This window comes from Aquincola tertiaricarbonis (genome assembly GCF_023573145.1).
GTDB lineage: Bacteria > Pseudomonadota > Gammaproteobacteria > Burkholderiales > Burkholderiaceae_C > Aquincola > Aquincola tertiaricarbonis_B.
Map to the genome: position 1 here is coordinate 581055 of NZ_CP097636.1, position 17687 is coordinate 598741.

Consider the following 17687-nt stretch of genomic DNA (forward strand, 5'->3'; position numbering starts at 1 on the left):
GGGGGCTCACCCCCCCGGCGGCGCGTAGCGTTTGGCGCGCAGGTTGCGCTTGATCTCCTGCAGCATGGGTCGCAGCGTGGGCCCCAGGCGCAGGGCCACGCCGGTGGTCAGGATGTCGATGATCAGCAGGTGCAGCAGCCGCGAGACCATCGGGCTGTAGCGGTCGTGGTCTTCGGGGTGGTCGGCTGCCAGCAGCACCTGCTGGCTGGCGGTGGTCTGCTGGGCCAGTGGTGAATCGCTGGCCGTTACCACGATGGTGATGGCGCCCTTGCGGCGGGCGATCTCGGCCACGTCGATCAGGTCGCGGCTGCGGCCGGAGTTGCTGATGATCACCGCGCAGTCGCCCGGCTGCAGCATGGTGGCGCTCATCACCTGCACATGGCCGTCGCTCACCGCGGTGGCATACACCCCCAGGCGGAAGAACTTGTGCTGCGCGTCCTGCGCCACGATGCCCGAGTTGCCGACGCCGTAGAAGTCGATGCGCCGACCTTCGCGGCCGGCCTGCGCCAGCGCGCTGATCGCGCGGTCGAAGGCGTGGCTGGCCGCGGCATTGCGGTAATGCAGCAGCGCGCTCACCGCGTTGTCGATCACCTTGACCACCACGTCGCCGGCCTTGTCGTCTTCATCGACCGCACGGTGCACGAAGGGCACGCCTTCATTCACCGTGCCGGCCAGCTTGAGCTTGAAGTCGGCCAGGCCGTCGTAGCCCACGCTGCGGCAAAAGCGCACCACCGTCGGCTTGCTCACATGGGCGCGCTCGGCCAGTTCGGTGACGGGCAGGCTGGAGAAGCTGCGGGGGTCGGCCAGCACCAGGCGTGCCACCCGCTGCTCGGCCGGCGGCAATGCAGGAATCGACGCCTTGATGCGGTCCAGCATCACTGCTCCTCGGCCCAGGCGTAGCCGTCGCGGGCCACCAGTGCGCTGGAAGCCGGCGGCCCCCAGCTGCCGGGGGCGTAGGGGCGCGGGCCGCTGTCGTCGGCCTCCCAGGCGTTGAGCACCGGCTCCACCCAGCGCCAGGCCTGTTCCTGCTCGTCGCTGCGCACGAACAGGTTCAGCCGGCCGGCGATGGCGTCCAGCAGCAGGCGTTCATAGCCGCCCACGCGTTCGGTGGCAAAGGCCTTGTCGAAGTCCAGGTCGAGGAACACCGGCGACAGCGCCTCCGACTGGCCCGAACCCTTGGCCGCCATCAGATGCAGCTCCAGGCCGTCTTCGGGTTGCAGCTTGATCACCAGCTTGTTGGCCACGTTGGCCCCCGGAAAGATCGGGTGCGGCACCGGGCGGAAGTTGACGACGATCTGCGCATCACGCGCGGCCAGCCGCTTGCCGGTGCGCAGGTAGAAGGGCACGCCGGCCCAGCGCCAGTTCTGGATCTCGGTGCGCAGCGCCACGAAGGTCTCGGTGCGGCTGCCGGCCGGCACCTTGTTTTCTTCCAGGTAGCCGGGCACCGTCTTGCCGCCCACCACGCCGTTGCGGTACTGGCCGCGCACCACGTCGCGGGCCACGCTGTCGGGCGTGAAGGGCTTGAGCGAGCGCAGCACCTTCAGCTTCTCGTCGCGGATGGCGTCGGCGTCGTTGCTGGCGGGCGGCTCCATCGCCACCATGGTGAGCAGCTGCAGCGCATGGTTCTGCACCATGTCGCGCAGCGCGCCGGTCTGGTTGTAGAACTCGCCGCGGGTGCCCACGCCGATTTCTTCGGCCAGCGTGATCTGGATGTTGGCGATGCTCTCGCGGCGCCACAGCGGCTCGAACAGCGCATTGCCGAAGCGCAGCGCCGACAGGTTCTGCACCGAAGGCTTGCCCAGGTAGTGGTCGATGCGCAGCGCCTGCTGCTCGGTGAAGGAGGCGGCCACCGCGCGGTTGATCTCCTGTGCGCTGGCCAGGTCGTGGCCCAGCGGCTTTTCCAGCACCACGCGCACGTTGGGGCCGTTGAGCCTGGCGGCGCCCAGCTGCGCGCAGATCTGGGTGAACAGGTGCGGGCTGGTGGCCAGGAACAGCACCACGGTGTCGGCCGGCGTGCTGCGGCCTTCTTCGGCGGTGGGCTCTTCGATCCAGCGCTTCAGGCCCGCGTAGTGCTCGGGCTGCGACAGGTCCATGCGGCGGTAGTGCAGCAGCTGCGCGAAGCGGTCGAACTCGGCGTCGGTGGGGCGCTTGGCGCTTTCCACTTCGCTGAAGCGGTCGCGGATGAACTCGCGGTAGGCGTCGTCGCTGCGCTCGTCGCGCGCCACTGCCAGGATGCGGCCACCCGGGGGCAGCTTGCCGTGGCGAAAGGCCTGGAACAGCGCCGGCATCAGCTTGCGCCAGGTGAGGTCGCCGGTACCGCCAAACAGCACGAGATCGAAGGACATGATCGCAGGTGTAATTAAGTTACGGGCCGAACTATGACGCGGTTTCTTGGACCGGTCAAATCCGGCCCTGCCTTCGGCCAACTGGGGTTTGTCCGGAGGCGCACCTGGCGAAATCGCATCCGTAACGCCGATACGATGCATTTTTGCGTTTGTGACAGGTTGATGAAATTGCGCCGTAACCGCCGTACCGCTCTCCGCCTTGCCGTCCTTCTGAGCTTCGTGGCCACCGGCGCCGCCCAGGCGCAGGAGGGGCAGGTCAACGTCATCTGCTCGGTGCAGGCCGAGTGGTGCAACATGATCCAGACGGTGTTCACCAAGTCCACCGGTATCAAGGTCAACATCGTGCAAAAGGGCTCCGGCGAAGCGCTGGCCCAGCTGATCGCCGAGCGGGCCAACCCCAAGACCGATGTGTGGTTCGGCGGCACCGGCGATCCGCACCTGCAGGCGGCGGAACAGGGCCTGACGCTGGAATACAAGTCGGCCACGCTGCCGCAGCTGTACCCGTGGGCGCAGCAACAGGCGCAGCAGTCGGGCTGGCGCACCGTGGGCGTGTACTCGGGCCCGCTGGGCTTTGGCTACAACACCGAACTCATCGCCAAGAAGAAGCTGCCGGTGCCGCGCAGCTGGGCCGACCTGCTCAAGCCCGAGTACAAGGGCGAGATCCAGGTGGCCAACCCCGCTTCCAGCGGCACGGCCTACACCATGATCGCCACGCTGGTGCAGCTGATGGGCGAAGACAAGGCCTTCGACTACCTCAAGGGCCTGCACAAGAACATCGGCCAGTACACCCGCAGCGGCACCGGCCCCATCAAGGCGGTGGCGCGGGGCGAAACCACCGTGTCCATCAGCTTCGTGCACGACGCGCCGGCCGAGAAGCTGCAGGGCTTTCCGGTGGACACCGTGACGCCCGCCGAAGGCACGGGCGCCGAGATCGGCTCCATGTCCATCATCAAGGGCTCGCGCAACCTGGCCGCGGCCAAGAAGTTCTACGAATGGGCGCTGACGCCGCAGGCGCAGCAGTTCGGCGCCGCGGCCAAGCAGTTCCAGCTGCCGTCCAACAAGGCCACGCCGGTGGACCCGCGGGTGCCTGATTTCAAGAAGATCAAGCTGATCGACTACGACTACCAGAAGTACGGCGCCAGCGCCGAACGCCGGCGGCTGATCGCCCGCTGGGAGAAGGACGTGAACTCGCTGCCGCGCTGACGCCCCGGTGATGGTCAACGTTCACACCGCACGCGCGGGGCGCGTGCTGGCGCTGTGGTGCGCGCTGGGTTGGGCGGCGTTTGCGCTGCTGCCCTGGTACCTGTCGCAGAACCTGTCGCTGCTGTCGTCGATGGCCGGCGTGTTCGGCGATGCCGACACCGCCTCGGGCCTGGTGCAAGGCCTGCGCCATGGCCGGCCGTGGCTGTTCACGGGCGCGCTGGGCCTGGGGCTGGCGTCGCTGGCCCTGGGGCTGCTGCCGGCGGGCCGTGCGCAGGGCCGGCTGCTGGCCGCGGGCGCGGGCCTGGGTCTGCTGGGCCTGCTGGTCAGCGGTTTTGCCATCGGCGCCACCGGCTGGGCCTTCGAGGCGCTGAACAGCCGTTTCGGCGAGCTGCCGCAAGGCCAGTACGGCATCGGGCTGGGCGGCGCGCTGGTGCTGCTGAGCCTGCTGGTGCTGCTGGGCGCGGGCCTGGCGCGCATGGGTGCTTTCCGCGGCGATGTGTTCGTGGCCGCGGCGGTGGTGTTCTGCGCCGCGCTGCTGGCCTTGTTCGTGGCGCTGCCGGTGCTGCGGGCGCTGTCCAGCGCGGCCTTCACCGAAGACGGCGCGCTGTCCGCCACCGCCATCGTCGAGCGCATCGGCAACGAGCGGGTGTGGGGCCTGGGCTGCCTGGTGGGCGGCGGCCGCTGCGGCGTGGCCTGGAACACGCTGTGGCTGGCGCTGCTCACCGCCGCCGGCACCACGGTGATGGGCACCGCGCTGGCGCTGCTGGCCGAGCGCGGCAGCCGTCGGCTGGCCCGGCCGTTGAACGTGCTGGCGCTGCTGCCCATCATCACGCCGCCCTTCGTCGTCGGGCTGGGGCTGATCCTGCTGTTCGGCCGCGCCGGGCTGGCCAACCAGTTCCTGGAATGGGCCTTCGGCATCGAGCCCACGCGCTGGTTCTACGGCCTCTTCGGCGTGTGGCTGGCGCAGATGTTCGCCTTCACGCCCATCGCCTTCATGATCGTGCGCGGTGTGGTGCAAGGCATCGCGCCTTCGCTGGAAGAGGCGGCGCAGACGCTGCGCGCCAGCCGCACCCGCACCTTCCTCACGGTCACGCTGCCGCTGCTCAAGCCCGGGCTGGCCAATGCCTTCCTGGTGGGCTTCATCGAAAGCATCGCCGACTTCGGCAACCCCATCGTGGTGGGCGGGCAGTACGCGGTGCTGTCCACCGAGATCTTCTTCGCCATCGTCGGCGCGCAGTACGACCAGGGCCGCGCCGCGTCGCTGGCGCTCATCCTCACGGTGTTCGCGCTGGGGGTGTTCGTGCTGCAGCGGCGGGTGCTGGGCAAGGCCAGCTACACCACCGTGTCGGGCAAGGGCGACGCCGGCCTGGCGATGCCGCTGCCCACGCCGGTGCGCCGCGGCGTGATGGGCCTGGCGCTGCCCTGGCTGGCCTTCACGCTGGTGGTGTACCTGTTCGCGTTCGCCGGCGGCTTCGTGCAGACCTGGGGCCGTGACTACACGCCCACGCTGGCGCATCTGCGCACCGCGTTCGACCTGCAATGGGGCGAGCATGGCCTGGTGTGGGCCGGCAGCGCTTGGAACTCGCTGCTCACCACGCTCAAGCTGGCCGGGGCGGCGGCGCCGCTGTGCGCCTTCATCGGCCTGCTGATCGCCTGGCTGCTGGCGCGCACGCAGTTCCGCGGGCAGGGCGCGTTCGAGTTCGGCGCGCTGCTGGCCTTTGCCATTCCCGGCACGGTGCTGGGCGTGAGCTACGTGCTGGCCTTCAACGTGCCGCCCTTCGAGCTGACGGGCACGGGCCTCGTCATCGTGCTGTGCTTCGTGTTCCGCAACCTGCCGGTGGGCGTGCGCGCGGGCACGGCGGCCTTCAAGCAGCTCGACCCTTCCCTGGACGAAGCCTCGGCCGTGCTGCGGGCCGGCACCTTCACCACCTTGCGCCGCGTGGTGCTGCCGCTGCTCAAGCCGGCGCTGGTGGCGGCGCTGGTCTACAGCTTCGTGCGCTCGATGACCACGGTGTCGGCCGTCATCTTCCTGGTGACGGCGGAAAACGAGCTGGCCACCACCTACATCATCGGCCGCGTCGGCAACGGCGACTACGGCGTGGCGCTGGCCTACTGCACGGTGCTCATCGTGCTGATGTCGCTGGCCACGGCCGCCATCCAGGCGCTGGTGGGCGAGCGCAAGCTCGGCCGCCGCGCCGCCTGAAAGAGCCTTTTCATGAACGGCATTGAATTCCGCAACGTCAGCAAGCGCTACGGCGCCCCCGGCACGCCGCTGGTGGTGCAGGGCATCAGCTTCACGGTGCCCAAGGGCACGCTGACCACCATCCTTGGCCCTTCGGGGTGCGGCAAGACCACCACGCTGCGCATGATCGCGGGCCTGGAAGCGCCCAGCGGCGGCCAGATCCTGATCGACGGCCAGGACGTCACCACCCTGGGCCCGGCCGAACGCAACGTGAGCATGGTGTTCCAGAGCTACGCGCTCTTTCCGCACATGAGCGTGATCGAGAACGTGGCCTACGGCCTCAGCGTCACCGGTGTGCCGCCGGCCGAGCGGGTGCAACGCGCCCGGGCCGCGCTGCAGACCGTGGGCCTGACCGGCTACGACGATCGGCTGCCCAGCGCGCTGTCAGGCGGGCAGCAGCAGCGGGTGGCGCTGGCCCGCGCGCTGGTGCTGGAGCCTTCGGTTTTGCTGTTCGACGAGCCGCTGTCCAACCTGGACGCGCGGCTGCGCCGCTCGATGCGCGAGGAGATCCGCAGCCTGCAGCAGCGGCTCAAGCTCACCGTGGCCTACGTCACCCACGACCAGGCCGAGGCGCTGGCCGTGAGCGACCAGATCATCGTGATGGACCGCGGCGTGGTGGCCCAGGCGGGCACGCCGCAGTCGCTCTATGAGCTGCCCAACAGCGAGTTCGTCGCCGGCTTCATGGGCGAGGCGATGCTGTTCCCGGCCCAGGCCGGGCTGGACGGCACGGTGGCCCTGGGCCCGCTGCGCTTTGCTTCGCGCCACCCGGTGGCGGCCGGGCCGGTGCGGGTGGCGGTGCGGCCCGAGGCCTGGCTGCTGCAGGAAGCGCCGGCCGAACCCGGCCAGACCCTGGCCGGCACCGTGAGCAAGAGCGCCTACCTGGGCAGCGTGCTGGAGCTGACGCTGGCCACCGAGCTGGGCGACATCTTCGTCGTGACGCCGCAGGTGGAACGCGGCTGGCGCCCGGGTGATGCCGCCTGGCTGCGGCTGCAGGGGCATGGCGTGTCGGTGGTGGCCGCCTCGTAACACGGTTGATGCAGGCGGGTGCCACAGTCCGGGTTTTAATTGGCGCAGGGCGCCGCCTGCGCGCCGGGAGCGAAGCACCATGAACCAGCTCGACCAACTCAAGCAATACACCACCGTCGTTGCCGATACCGGCAATTTCAAGCAGCTTGCGCAGTTCACCCCGCGCGATGCCACCACCAACCCCTCGCTGATCCTCAAGGCGGTGCAGCAGGCCGACTACGCGCCGCTGCTGGCCGAAACCGTGGCCGCGCACCGCCAGCAGCCGCTGGGCGACATCGTGGACGAGGTGCTGGTGCGCTTCGGCCAGGAGATCCTCAAGGTGGTGCCCGGCCGCGTCAGCACCGAGGTGGACGCACGCCTGAGCTTCGACACCGCCTGCACCATCGCCCGCGGCCGCCGCATCATCGCGCTGTACGAGCGTGCCGGCATCGGCCGCGACCGGGTGCTCATCAAGGTGGCCGCCACCTGGGAAGGCATCCAGGCCGCCAAGGCGCTGGAGCATGAAGGCATCCACTGCAACCTGACGCTGCTGTTCGCCTTCTGCCAGGCGGTGGCCTGCGGCGAGGCCGGCATCACGCTGATCTCGCCCTTCGTCGGCCGCATCTACGACTGGTACAAGAAGCAGGCCGGCGCCAGCTGGGACGAAGCCGCGATGGCCGGCGTCAACGACCCGGGCGTCAAGTCGGTCAGCCAGATCTACACCTACTACAAGCACTTCGGCATCGAGACCGAAGTGATGGGCGCCAGCTTCCGCAATATCGGCCAGATCAATGCCCTGGCCGGCTGCGACCTGCTGACCATCAGCCCCGACTTGCTGGCCCAGCTGCAGGCCGGCACCGAGCCGGTGACCCGCCGGCTCGACCCCGCCGCCGCCAAGAGCGCCAGCGTGCACGCAGTGACGTACAACGAAGCCGACTTCCGCTACGCACTGAACGAGGACGCGATGGCCACCGAAAAACTCGCCGAAGGCATCCGCGGCTTTGCCGCCGACGCCATCAAGCTGGACAAGATGATCGAGGAGCTGCGCAAGTGAGCGCGCCCAACCGCTGCGACCGCACCGTGGCCTGGGGTGCGCTGAAAGGCCACTTCGAGGCCCACGGCCGCGACCTGGACCTGCGCGAGGCCTTTGCCCGCGACCCCGGTCGCTTCGACAGCTTTGCGGTGCAGGCACCGCAGGTGTTTGCCGACCTGTCGAAGAACCGCTGGGACCTGGCCACCCGCCAGCTGCTGCTGGACCTGGCCCGTGAATGCGGCCTGGAAGCCCGGCGCGACGCGATGCTGGCCGGCGAGCCGATCAACACCACCGAAGGCCGCGCCGTGCTGCACACCGCGCTGCGCGCGCCGGCCGGGCAGGGCCCCTTCAGCGCCGAGGTGCACGAGGTGCTGAACCGCATGCTGGCCTATGCCGAGACGGTGCGCGACACCGCCAGCAGCGGCATCCGCCACGTGGTCAACATCGGCATCGGCGGCAGCGACCTGGGGCCGCAGATGGTGGTGCCGGCGTTGGACGCCTTCGTGCACCCGGCCATCACCATGCACTTCGTGAGCAACGTCGACGGCCACGACATCACGCCGGTGCTGCGGGGGCTCAAGCCGTCCGAGACGCTGTTCATCATCGCCTCCAAGACCTTCACCACGCAGGAGACGATGGCCAATGCGCAGGTGGCGCGCGACTGGTTCGTGGCCAACGGCGGCACCGACGTGGCCCGCCACTTCGTGGCCACCACCACCAACATCGCGGCTGCTGCCAAGTTCGGCATCGAGCACACCTTCGGCTTCTGGGACTGGGTGGGCGGCCGCTATTCGCTGTGGAGCGCCATCGGCCTGCCGATCGCCATCGCCATCGGCTCGGAGCACTTCCGCGCGCTGCTGGCCGGTGCCCATGCGATGGACCGGCACTTTGCCACCGCGCCGCTGCAGGCCAACCTGCCGGCGCTGCTGGGCCTGCTGGACGTCTGGTACCGCAACTTCCACGGCTTTGGCAGCCGCAGCGTGGCGCCTTACCACCAGGGCCTGAAGCGCCTGCCCGCCTACCTGCAGCAGCTGGAGATGGAGAGCAACGGCAAGCAGGTGGACCTGGCCGGCGAGGCGCTGCCCTTCGGCACCAGCCCGGTGGTGTGGGGCGAGCCCGGCACCAACGGCCAGCACGCCTACTTCCAGATGTTGCACCAGGGCACCGACGTAATTCCGGTGGAGTTCATCGCGGTGAAGACGCCCACCCATGCCCATGCCGACCTGCACCGCAAGCTGCTGGCCAACTGCCTGGCGCAAAGCCAGGCGCTGATGCTGGGCAAGAGCACCGAGCAGGCGCTGGGCGAAAAGGCGCCCACCGCCTCGGCCGAGCTGGATGCGCAGACGGTGGCGCGCCACCGCACCTTCCCGGGCAACCGGCCCAGTACCACGCTGGTGCTGGACCGGCTGACGCCCGAGTCGCTGGGCGCGCTGATCGCGCTGTATGAGCACCGCGTGTTCACCAGCGGCGTGGTGTGGGGCATCAACAGCTTCGACCAGTGGGGCGTGGAACTGGGCAAGGCCTTGTGCAACGACCTGCTGCCGCGCCTGGCCAGCGGCGACACCGCGGGCCTGGACGGCTCCACCGCCGGGCTGCTGAAGCGGCTGACCGCCGCATGAGTGCTGCAGTGGGCAAGACCGCCGTCGACACGGTGGTGTGGGACTTCGGCGCGGTGCTGTTCCGCTGGCGGCCGCGGGTGCTGCTGGCGGCCAGCCTGCCCAGCCGGGTGAAGGACGACATCAGCGCCGCGCACTGGCATGAGCAGTTCTTCCAGAGCTTCGGCGGCGACTGGGCCGAGTTCGACCGTGGCACGGTGGAAGTGGACGACCTGGCCGGCCGCATCGCCCGCCGCACCGGCCTGACCGAGGCCGAGGCGCTCGCCGTCATCGAGGCGGTGCCGCATGAACTGCAGCCGCTGGTCGACACCGTGGGCCTGGTGCATGCCCTGCATGAGCGCGGCGTGCGGCAGTTCTACCTGTCCAACATGCCGGCGCCGTATGCCGACCACCTGGAACGCGAATACGCCTTCGTGCGCGACTTCGAGGATGGCCTGTTCTCGGGCCGGGTGCAGTTGATCAAGCCCGATGCCGCGATCTTCGCGCTGGCCGAGCAGCGCTTCGGCCTGGTGCCCGAGCGCACGGTGTTCATCGACGACCATCCGAAGAACGTGGAAGCCGCCCGCGCCCGCGGCTGGCAGGCGGTGTTGGCCACGCAGCACGCGGCCATCCACCAGGGGCTGGACGAGCTGGGGCTGCTGGGCTGAACTAAGCCTCGGCGCCTGGCGCGCCCGCCTGCCGGGTGCGCGCCCGCCGCCATTGCCGCGGTGAGCTGAAACCGCCCACCTCGCTGGCCGCCTGCAAGGCCAGGCCGCTGCGCGCGGCCTCGTGCGCCAGCGCGCTGCGCACCTGCTCCACATAGGCGCGCGGCGAGCTGCCCACATGCTCGCGGAACAGCCGGCCCAGGTGGCGCGGCGTGACATGGGCCACCGCGGCCATCGCTTCGGCCGACCAAGCGGCGCCCGGCTGCTCGCACACCGCGTCCTGCACCCGGTGCAGCGCCGGATGCAGGTGGTTGCGGCCGGTGAGCAGGGGCGAGAGTTCGGGGTCTTCGGTGCCGCGCCGCAGGTACACCACCATGTTGCGCGCGATGGCGCTGGCCGCCGCCTCGCCGCATTCGCGCGCCACCAGGTACAGCGCCAGGTCGATGCCGGCGGTGATGCCGGCACTCGAGGCCACCGGGCCGTGGTCCACGAACACCCGGTTGCCCACCACCTCGGCCGCCGGGGCCTGCTGGCGCAGCTGGTCCACCACCTCATGGTGCGTGGTGCAGCGCTGGCCCGGGCGCAGCAGCCCGGCATCGGCCGCCAGCAGCGCACCGGCGCAGATGGTCAGCAGGCCGGCCGTCGGGCCCTCGTCGGCGCCGCCGGGCAGGCGCTCGCCCAGGCGCGGCGCCACCACCTCGGCCAGCCAGCGGCGGGCGCCGAACCAGGCGGGTGCCTGCAGCATGCGGGCTTCGCTCGGCTGGCCCATCAGCACCACCCAGGTGGGGCCGCTGAGCGTGGCGGGCAGCGGTTCCAGCACCAGCGGCAGGCCCACCGACGAATCGGCGGTGCCGGCCACGCCGCCGTAGCGCAGCCGGAAGCGCGGCGCCAGGCCCTGCCGCGCCAGCCGCTGGTTGGCCATGCGAAAGGCCTCGGCCGGGCCGGCCAGGTCCAGCAGCAGCGTGCCCGGCAGCACCACGAACCAGACGTCGATCACGGGCGGCCTGCGGGCATCACACCGCGCGCTGCAGCGCTTGGTCCACGCTGCACAGGGTGGCGAAGCGGCCGGCCAACACCGTCTCGGTTCGCTCGCGGAGGGCGGCGGCGCTGATCGGTGCGCCGGCCGGCGTGGTCATGTCGAAGGTGAGGCAGGCATCGCCGACGAAGTCCACCTCCCAACCTTCGTCCGACGCATGGCGGGTGGTGGTCTCGCAGCACTGCTCGGTGCGGATGCCGGCCACGATCAGCCGGCGGATGCCCTGCTGGTGCAGCCACACCGGCAGGCCGGTGCCCACCAGCGCGCTGTGGCGGTGCTTGTGCACCGTCAGCGCGGCGTCGAAGGGCGCCAGGCCGTCCAGCGGACGCACATGGCCGCTGACCAGCGCAAAGGGGTTGTCGGGCGTGTCCGGTCCATCGCTGTGGAACACCCGCACGATGGGAATGCGGCGCGCCATCGCGCCCTGCAGCAGTTGGTGGGTGGCCGCCAGGAAGGGCTGGGCCTGTGCCTCCTGCCAGTAGGGGCGGTGGCGGAAGGATTGCTGGACGTCGATCAGGAGCAGGGCGGTGTGCATGGCAGTCAGCGGTCAGTTCAGTTGACGGGCTGCCATCGTGCCGGCGGTTCAGCCGGCTGACAGTGTCGCCGATGGACCGGTGGCGGTCATTTCCGGACATGACGGGAGCACCAGCGCGCGGGCCACCGCCTCGGCGTTCATCTCGGCCCAGCGGGCGTACTGCGCCGGCCCCGGGTGAAAGCCGTCGGGCGCCATCTCCGCGCCCTTTGCCCAGTCCAGCGGCAGATAGCGCAGCCGCCCCTCGCGGGCGCAGAAGTCCTGCAGCGCCTGATCCAGCCGGCGGGCGCACTGGCCCAGGTACCAGCGCAGCGGCTGTGGCGCGGCCGGCAGCAGTTGCATCGGCGGCACACCCGACAGCACGCAGATGCGCGCCCGGGTGCGCTGGCGCAACTCGCGCAGCAGCACCTGGTACTCGCCCACGAAGCGCCGGGCCGAGCGCTGCGCGGTCACGTCGTTCACGCCCAGCGCGCAGATGATCACGTCGGCCCGGTGCAGGTGCAGCGTGCGCACGTAGGCGCGGGCGCCCACGGTGTCCAGGCCCGACTGTGCGGCCAGCTGCCAGTGCACCTCGCAGCCGGTGCGCCGCGCCAGCGCCTGCGCGATGGGCTCGGCCAGGGCCTGCTGCTGGTGCGCCACGCCCACGCCCGCGGCCGATGAATCGCCCACCACCAGGATGCGCGCCACGCCGCGCTCGGCATCGCCGGGCACCGTGCCACGGCGATCGCCCTCGGGCTCGGGCAGGCGCAGCGCGGTGCGGCGCAACCGGCGGCCCTGCCACAGCAGGGCGGGCGCAAGGGTGGTCTTGTAGAGCAGCAGCATGGGCGCACCTTTTCAGGGGCCGCAGCTTCGCGCAAAACGGCCGCTGGCGGTAGCGGGCCTGCCCCGGGTCAGGCCTGAGGAGGCAGGGCCTCCAGCCGGTAGCCCATGCCGCGCAAGGTGTGGATCAGTGGCTGCGGGTGGCCGTCGTCGATCTTGCTGCGCAGGCGGCGGATGTACACGTCCACCACGTTGGTCAGCGGATCTTCGTGCGTGCCCCACACGTTGGCCAGGATGCGCTCGCGGCTGAAGAGCCGCCCGGGTGCGGCCATCAGCAGCTCCAGCAGCGCCAGCTCGCGGGCGGTGAGCTGCAGCGGCCGGCCGGCGCGGCTGGCGCGCATGGTGTCGCGGTCCAGCACCAGGTCGGCCACCACCAGTTGCTGGGCCGGCGGCGGCGCCTGGTCGCGCGCGCGGCGGGCCAGCGCGTCGATGCGGGCCAGCAGTTCTTCGAACTCGAAGGGTTTGACCAGGTAGTCGTCGGCGCCCAGCCGCAGGCCGGCCACGCGGTCTTCCAGGCCGCCCAGCGCGGTCAGCATCAGGATGGGCAGCTGCACGCCGGTGGCGCGCAGGGTCTGGCACACCTCCAGCCCGCTCATGCCGGGCAGCATCACGTCCATCAGCACCAGGGTGCGGGTGCCTTCGGCCTCGTCCTGGCGCGCCGCGTCCTGCGCCAGCGCCACGGCCTCGGGGCCGGTGGTGGCCAGCTTGGTGCGGTGGCCTTCGGCCCGCAGCCCGCGCTCCAGGAAACCGGAGATGCGGGCATCGTCTTCCACGATCAGGATGTTCATTCGGTCAGTTCGCGCTGGGGCGTGTGCAGGCTGAGCACCGGTAGCCGCAGGCAGGCGGTGGTGCCGCGGCCGGGCGGCGACTGCAGCGTGATCTGCCCGCCATGGGCGCGGGCCAGCGCCGCGCCGATGGACAGGCCCAGGCCGGTGCCGTCGGCCCGGTGGCGGCGGGCGGCTTCGCCGCGGAAATTGCGTTCGAACACGCGGTGGATCTCGGCCGGCGCAATGCCGATGCCGTGGTCCACCACTTCCAGCCGCCATTGGTCGGGCTCGTCGTCGCCGTCGGCGGGCTGCGGCTGCAGCGTCAGCCGCACCACGCCGCCCGAGCGGGAATAGCGCACCGCGTTGTCCAGCAGCAGCGCCACCAGCTGGCGCAGCCGGGTGGCATCGCCCAGCACCGGGGCCGGCTCATGCGGCAGCTGGGCATCGATGCGCACGTCGCGCTCATAAGCCAGCGCGCGGGCCTGGCTCAGGGCCTCGGCCACCGGCTGGCGCAGGTCGGTGGGCGCGCGGTGCAGCGCCAGCGCATCGATGTCGCTGCGCGCCATGGTCAGCAGGTCGTCGATCACCAGCGCCAGCTCGCGCGACGTGCCCACGATGCGTTGCAGCGCGGTCTTGTAATCAGCCAGCGGCTTGTCGGCGCCGCGCAGCGTTACCTCGGCTTCGCCGCGGATGGCGGTGGTGGGCGTGCGCAGCTCATGGCTGATGTCGGCGAACAGCTGGCGCCGCCGGGCGTCCACCTGCTGCAGGGTTTCCAGCGCGGCCTGCAGCTCGGCGGTGCGTGCATGCACCAGGGCTTCGAGGTCGTGGCGGGCGCGGGCTTCGCGCTCGCGGTGCTGCTGCAGCTCGGCGGCCATGCTGTTGACGCTGGTGGCCACGGCCGCGAATTCGTCAGCGCCCTGCACATGGATGCGGTGCTGCAGCTCGCCCCGCTGCAGCGCGGCGGCGCCGCGGCTCAGGCGGTCCAGCGGCTGGCGTAGCGCGCGGGTGAAGTAAGCGCCCAGCAGCAGCGCGCCCAGCGCCAGCGTGGCGGCGGCACCCAGCCACAGCGCGCGCATCCAGCGCAGCGTGGCATCGGCGGCGGCGCGCTCGCGCGCCATGGCGGCCGATTCACGCTCGATGCTCTCGCGCAGCAGCGTGCGCAGGTCGCGGCCGTGCGACACCTCGAAGAGCGCCGACACCGCCGCCCAGGCGGCGCGGCCGTCGGTGCCCGGCATCAGCGGGCCGGCGCGGTTCACGGCCTCCTGCAGGTCCTGCAGCGTCACAGTCAGCACCTTCAGCGCATCCTGGCGCTGCAGGTGCTCCACCTGGCTGCCGTCGCGGCCCTCGTCCAGCACCTGCGCGCGCTGGGCCAGGTCTTTCAGGCGCTGCAGCGTGCCGCGCATGTCGGCCTGCAGGCGGTCACGCTCGGCGATGTCGGCGCCGGCATCCATCTGGCGCTGAGACACCCAGGCCCGCAGCCGCTGCTTGCTGGCCGACATCTCCACGAAGCCCAGCTGGATGTCGCTGTGCACCCGGCCGCGCTGCACCTGGCGGTCGGCCACGCCCAGCGCCCACAAGGCCACCACGCCTTCGAGCACGGCGGCGGCGGCCAGCAGGGCCAGGGCGATGGTCAGGCGGCGGCGGAACATGCCGGGATTGTCGGCCGCGCCGTGGCGGCCCGCATGAACGCCAGATGAACGTCCCCGGCTGTCATCTGAGGTTCATGCGGCGTTCAGTGCAGGCTCATGCGGGCTTCATGGGTGGTTCAGTCCAGCGGGCTGCAATCACGTCATCGCAACTCGACTGGAGCACACCATGACCGACCGCAGCATCCATCCCCGCCACCTGCGCTGGCAAGCCGCCGCCTGGATGACCCTGGCGCTGGCGGCGCTGCCGGCCGCCGCCAAGCCGCCCATCCTCAACAACACCGTGCAGGAGCAGGAGGTGCTGGCCGCGCAGCAGGCCTGGGGCGAGGCGCTGGTGGCCATCAGCAAGACCTACGAAACGCAGGGCCGCGAGGCGGCCAAGACGCTGGCCGGCAAGGTGATCGACGGCGCCTACGGCTACCAGATGGGCCCGGTGCTGTTCAAGCCCACGCTGACCACGGCGCCGCAGACCTTCCGCACCACGCGTGAAGGGGCGCTGGCCTACTTCGTGGGTGGCGACAAGGCCTACCCCAACGACACCGGCTTTGCGCTCAAGGGCTGGCAGAAGGTGGAAGTGACCAACGTGGGCATGGTGATCGCGGCCAACACCGCCACCACGATGGGCAACGTCACCTTCACCGACCGCGAAGGCAAGCGCACGACGGTGGACAAGACCTGGCAGTTCCTGAAGGACGACAGCGGCAAGCTGCGGATCGTGGTGCACCACTCGTCGCTGCCGTACGCGGCCCCCTGAACCTGCAGCGGGCGCTGACGCGCTCTCTCAGCCCGCAACCTGCGTGCACAGCTCCACCAGCAGGCCGTCGGGGCAGCGCACGTAGGAGACGGTCTGCCCCCAGGGCTTGGTCTTCGGGGCGGCCATCTCGGTGGCGCCGGCCTGCAGCGCCGCCTGATGGGCCGCCGCCACGTCGTCGGTCACCAGCCCGATCTCGAAGCCCAGCGGCCGCGGCGAACTGTGCGCCGCCACATGACCGCCCGTGAAGTTGGCCTCGCCCAGCGCATGGTCGGCAAAGGCCAGCGTGGTGCCGCCAGTGTCCAGTTCCCCATAGGTGCCCGACTCATGCAGGAAGCGCCGGCGCAGCCCGAACGCGCGCTCGCAGAAGTCCAGCGAGGCGGCCACGTCGGGCACGTAAAGGATGGTGTAGCCGAGTTTCATCGTGTGGTGGGGCCAGCAGGGCTGGCGGGCGTAGATCAAACATCATGCCCCATCGGGTCCAGGCTGATGAACACGCCAGCGCCGCGCTGGCCGGCGGCGGCGGTCATCGAAAGAAAGTGCTTGAGGGCGCGCACCGAGGCATCGTCCTGCGGCATGCAGGCCATGCCGGCGTCGACCCGCGGCTGCTGATGGTCGTCGAGGTAGCCCAGCGCGCCGGCCAGCAGCCGGGCTTGCGACGGCAGCAGGCTGCCCGCATGCAGCGCCACCTGCAGCAACTGGCTGGAAGTCACCGTGGTGTGGTGACCGAAGCGGCGGCCCCAGCGCCTTTGCACCGGCCGGCGCAGCTCGTAATGGCGATGCAGCGCCCGCAGGCGGTCGACCATCTGACCATCGGCTTGTGCCTGCTGCAGGCCGGCCATCAACTGGCGGGCGGCGGGTGCTTCGAGGTCATGGGGCAGGCGGTGAAGCAGCCAGCGCTCGGCCGCGGCCGAGATGGGGTGGCGGATGACGCCGGCGCAGCCCATGTCGCGCAATCCCAGGTGGAAGGGGCAGCGCCGGCAGCCCTGCGCGAGCTCGGCCCGCAGGCCTTGCTGCAGCTCGGCGGCGGGCAGGGGTGCCAGGCGCAGCTCCATCAACCGGCCGTCGCCCAGGCGTTGGCGGGCAGTGCAGGGCAGCGATGCGCAGAAGTGGACGGCCATGGCGCCTCCGACGGTGTGAACTGCCGGGGGCGTCGCAACTGCACGCGTCAACGAAGCCGCCCTGTTCGCCTGGACGGTGGCGTGAGAGGCCCTTTTAGCGGGTGGTGGAAGCGGCCGGTTTGCGTTGGATCAAGGTCGGCCCGCGGGCCCCAGGTCCTTCGACCGCGCCGCCATCAGACTCAGGCCCACCCAGTCGATGAGCACATGCAGGGCCACGGCCACGAGCAGGCCCAGGTGCAGGTAGACCAGCCCCAACGCCAGGCCGGCCAGCAGTGTTTGGGCGATGTACAGGCCGCGCAGGCCCCAGCCAGGGCCGGCCAGCAGCGCGGTGCGCACATGGGCAAGCGCGAACAGCGCCGACGAGCCCGGCAGCCCCAGGGCCGGCAGCAGCGCGGCACGAAACAGCAGCTCCTCGCCGATGCCGGCCAGCAGCGCGACGGCCAGTGGACGGTAGCCCGACAGGTCGAGGCCTTGCATCGATGACGGCGCGGACACCCGCTGCAGCCAGTGCGGACTGCGGCGCACCAGCACGATCAGCCACCAGGCGGCAGCCGTGGCGGCGGCAGCCAGGGCCAGCTGCACGGGCAGCGCCCATCCGGTGCGGGTGTCGGCCAGCCAGTCGTGAGGGTGACGCCAGGCCATCACCGCCAGTGCCAAGGCGCAGAAGAGCGCGCAGGTGGCGGCCTGCCGGCCCAGGCGCAGCGTGGGCGCAGGTGCCACGCTGTTCAGCCTGGCGCCTTGCACACCGCTTCGATGGCGTGGCCGGCCGGGCCGATGACGAAGGCCGCGTGGCAGGTGTCGCGGCCGCCGTTGGCCAGCGCGGCATCGCAGCAGCGGCCGGCCAGTGCCAGGTCGGCCACGCCGAAGGAGAGGTGGTGGAGCGGGTGCATGGGCGCAGTATCTGCCCCCGATCTTTCCCGGTCCTGC

The 17687-nt window shown here is 70.9% G+C and carries 18 protein-coding genes; 7 read left to right on the forward strand and 11 right to left on the reverse strand.

Annotated elements, in window-relative coordinates; genetic code table 11:
* Window positions 1–6: 6 nt before the first annotated feature.
* Together MW290_RS16890 and zwf are read right to left on the reverse strand one after the other, a co-directional pair.
* Window positions 7–876 carry a MurR/RpiR family transcriptional regulator gene (locus tag MW290_RS16890; protein ID WP_250198872.1) on the reverse strand — a complete coding sequence of 290 codons (870 nt, stop codon included), beginning with the start codon at window positions 874–876 and terminating at the stop codon, window positions 7–9.
* On the reverse strand, window positions 876–2345 hold the full coding sequence (gene zwf / locus MW290_RS16895) for a glucose-6-phosphate dehydrogenase (RefSeq protein ID WP_250198873.1): 1470 nt from the start codon (window positions 2343–2345) through the stop codon (window positions 876–878). The genes MW290_RS16890 and zwf overlap by 1 nt, the downstream gene beginning before the upstream one ends.
* A 162-nt stretch (window positions 2346–2507) precedes the next feature.
* Here zwf and MW290_RS16900 point away from each other — a divergent pair, with 162 nt between their 5' ends.
* The 6 genes from MW290_RS16900 to MW290_RS16925 all read left to right on the forward strand — a co-directional run bounded on the left by MW290_RS16900 (window position 2508) and on the right by MW290_RS16925 (window position 10091).
* On the forward strand, window positions 2508–3548 hold the full coding sequence (locus MW290_RS16900; protein ID WP_250198874.1) for an ABC transporter substrate-binding protein: 1041 nt from the start codon (window positions 2508–2510) through the stop codon (window positions 3546–3548).
* A 10-nt stretch (window positions 3549–3558) separates the two neighbouring features.
* Window positions 3559–5751: an ABC transporter permease gene (locus MW290_RS16905; protein WP_250198875.1), complete on the forward strand. Its 2193-nt coding sequence runs from the start codon at window positions 3559–3561 to the stop codon at window positions 5749–5751.
* A gap of 12 nt (window positions 5752–5763) precedes the next feature.
* Window positions 5764–6816, forward strand: coding sequence for an ABC transporter ATP-binding protein (locus MW290_RS16910; protein ID WP_250198876.1), 1053 nt, complete (start codon window positions 5764–5766; stop codon window positions 6814–6816).
* A 79-nt stretch (window positions 6817–6895) separates the two neighbouring features.
* A complete protein-coding gene (gene tal / locus MW290_RS16915) occupies window positions 6896–7849 on the forward strand; it encodes a transaldolase (protein WP_250198877.1) in 954 nt (317 codons plus the stop codon).
* Window positions 7846–9447: a glucose-6-phosphate isomerase gene (pgi, locus tag MW290_RS16920; RefSeq protein WP_250198878.1), complete on the forward strand. Its 1602-nt coding sequence runs from the start codon at window positions 7846–7848 to the stop codon at window positions 9445–9447. Before tal ends, pgi begins: the two co-directional genes overlap by 4 nt.
* The gene (locus MW290_RS16925) at window positions 9444–10091 is read left to right on the forward strand and encodes an HAD family hydrolase (RefSeq protein WP_250198879.1); all 648 of its coding nucleotides are present in this window, start codon (window positions 9444–9446) and stop codon (window positions 10089–10091) included. Before pgi ends, MW290_RS16925 begins: the two co-directional genes overlap by 4 nt.
* Window position 10092: 1 nt before the next feature.
* On the opposite strand, the gene MW290_RS16930 is transcribed toward MW290_RS16925, so the two are convergent.
* The 5 genes from MW290_RS16930 to MW290_RS16950 form a co-directional block, all read right to left on the reverse strand.
* Window positions 10093–11085, reverse strand: coding sequence for a GlxA family transcriptional regulator (locus MW290_RS16930; protein ID WP_250198880.1), 993 nt, complete (start codon window positions 11083–11085; stop codon window positions 10093–10095).
* Window positions 11086–11101: 16 nt separating this feature from the next.
* The gene (locus MW290_RS16935) at window positions 11102–11659 is read right to left on the reverse strand and encodes a cysteine hydrolase family protein (RefSeq protein WP_250198881.1); all 558 of its coding nucleotides are present in this window, start codon (window positions 11657–11659) and stop codon (window positions 11102–11104) included.
* Between the two features lie 48 nt (window positions 11660–11707).
* Window positions 11708–12478: an SGNH/GDSL hydrolase family protein gene (locus MW290_RS16940; protein ID WP_250198882.1), complete on the reverse strand. Its 771-nt coding sequence runs from the start codon at window positions 12476–12478 to the stop codon at window positions 11708–11710.
* 68 nt (window positions 12479–12546) lie between these two features.
* Complete coding sequence (locus MW290_RS16945) at window positions 12547–13263, reverse strand: response regulator transcription factor (protein WP_250198883.1); 717 nt, start codon at window positions 13261–13263, stop codon at window positions 12547–12549.
* On the reverse strand, window positions 13260–14891 hold the full coding sequence (locus MW290_RS16950; RefSeq protein ID WP_250198884.1) for a sensor histidine kinase: 1632 nt from the start codon (window positions 14889–14891) through the stop codon (window positions 13260–13262). Before MW290_RS16950 ends, MW290_RS16945 begins: the two co-directional genes overlap by 4 nt.
* A gap of 166 nt (window positions 14892–15057) precedes the next feature.
* Here MW290_RS16950 and MW290_RS16955 point away from each other — a divergent pair, with 166 nt between their 5' ends.
* Window positions 15058–15642 (forward strand): metal-independent carbonic anhydrase family protein, encoded by a 585-nt coding sequence (locus tag MW290_RS16955; RefSeq protein WP_250198885.1) that lies wholly within the window; start codon window positions 15058–15060, stop codon window positions 15640–15642.
* Window positions 15643–15669: 27 nt separating this feature from the next.
* Here MW290_RS16955 and MW290_RS16960 read toward each other — a convergent pair whose 3' ends face one another.
* The 4 genes from MW290_RS16960 to MW290_RS16975 all read right to left on the reverse strand — a co-directional run bounded on the left by MW290_RS16960 (window position 15670) and on the right by MW290_RS16975 (window position 17650).
* Window positions 15670–16062, reverse strand: coding sequence for a VOC family protein (locus MW290_RS16960; RefSeq protein ID WP_250198886.1), 393 nt, complete (start codon window positions 16060–16062; stop codon window positions 15670–15672).
* Between the two features lie 35 nt (window positions 16063–16097).
* Window positions 16098–16760 (reverse strand): hypothetical protein, encoded by a 663-nt coding sequence (locus tag MW290_RS16965; protein ID WP_250198887.1) that lies wholly within the window; start codon window positions 16758–16760, stop codon window positions 16098–16100.
* Window positions 16761–16889: 129 nt separating this feature from the next.
* Complete coding sequence (locus MW290_RS16970; RefSeq protein ID WP_250198888.1) at window positions 16890–17480, reverse strand: CPBP family intramembrane glutamic endopeptidase; 591 nt, start codon at window positions 17478–17480, stop codon at window positions 16890–16892.
* A 5-nt stretch (window positions 17481–17485) separates the two neighbouring features.
* Complete coding sequence (locus MW290_RS16975; RefSeq protein ID WP_250198889.1) at window positions 17486–17650, reverse strand: VOC family protein; 165 nt, start codon at window positions 17648–17650, stop codon at window positions 17486–17488.
* Window positions 17651–17687 lie beyond the last annotated feature (37 nt).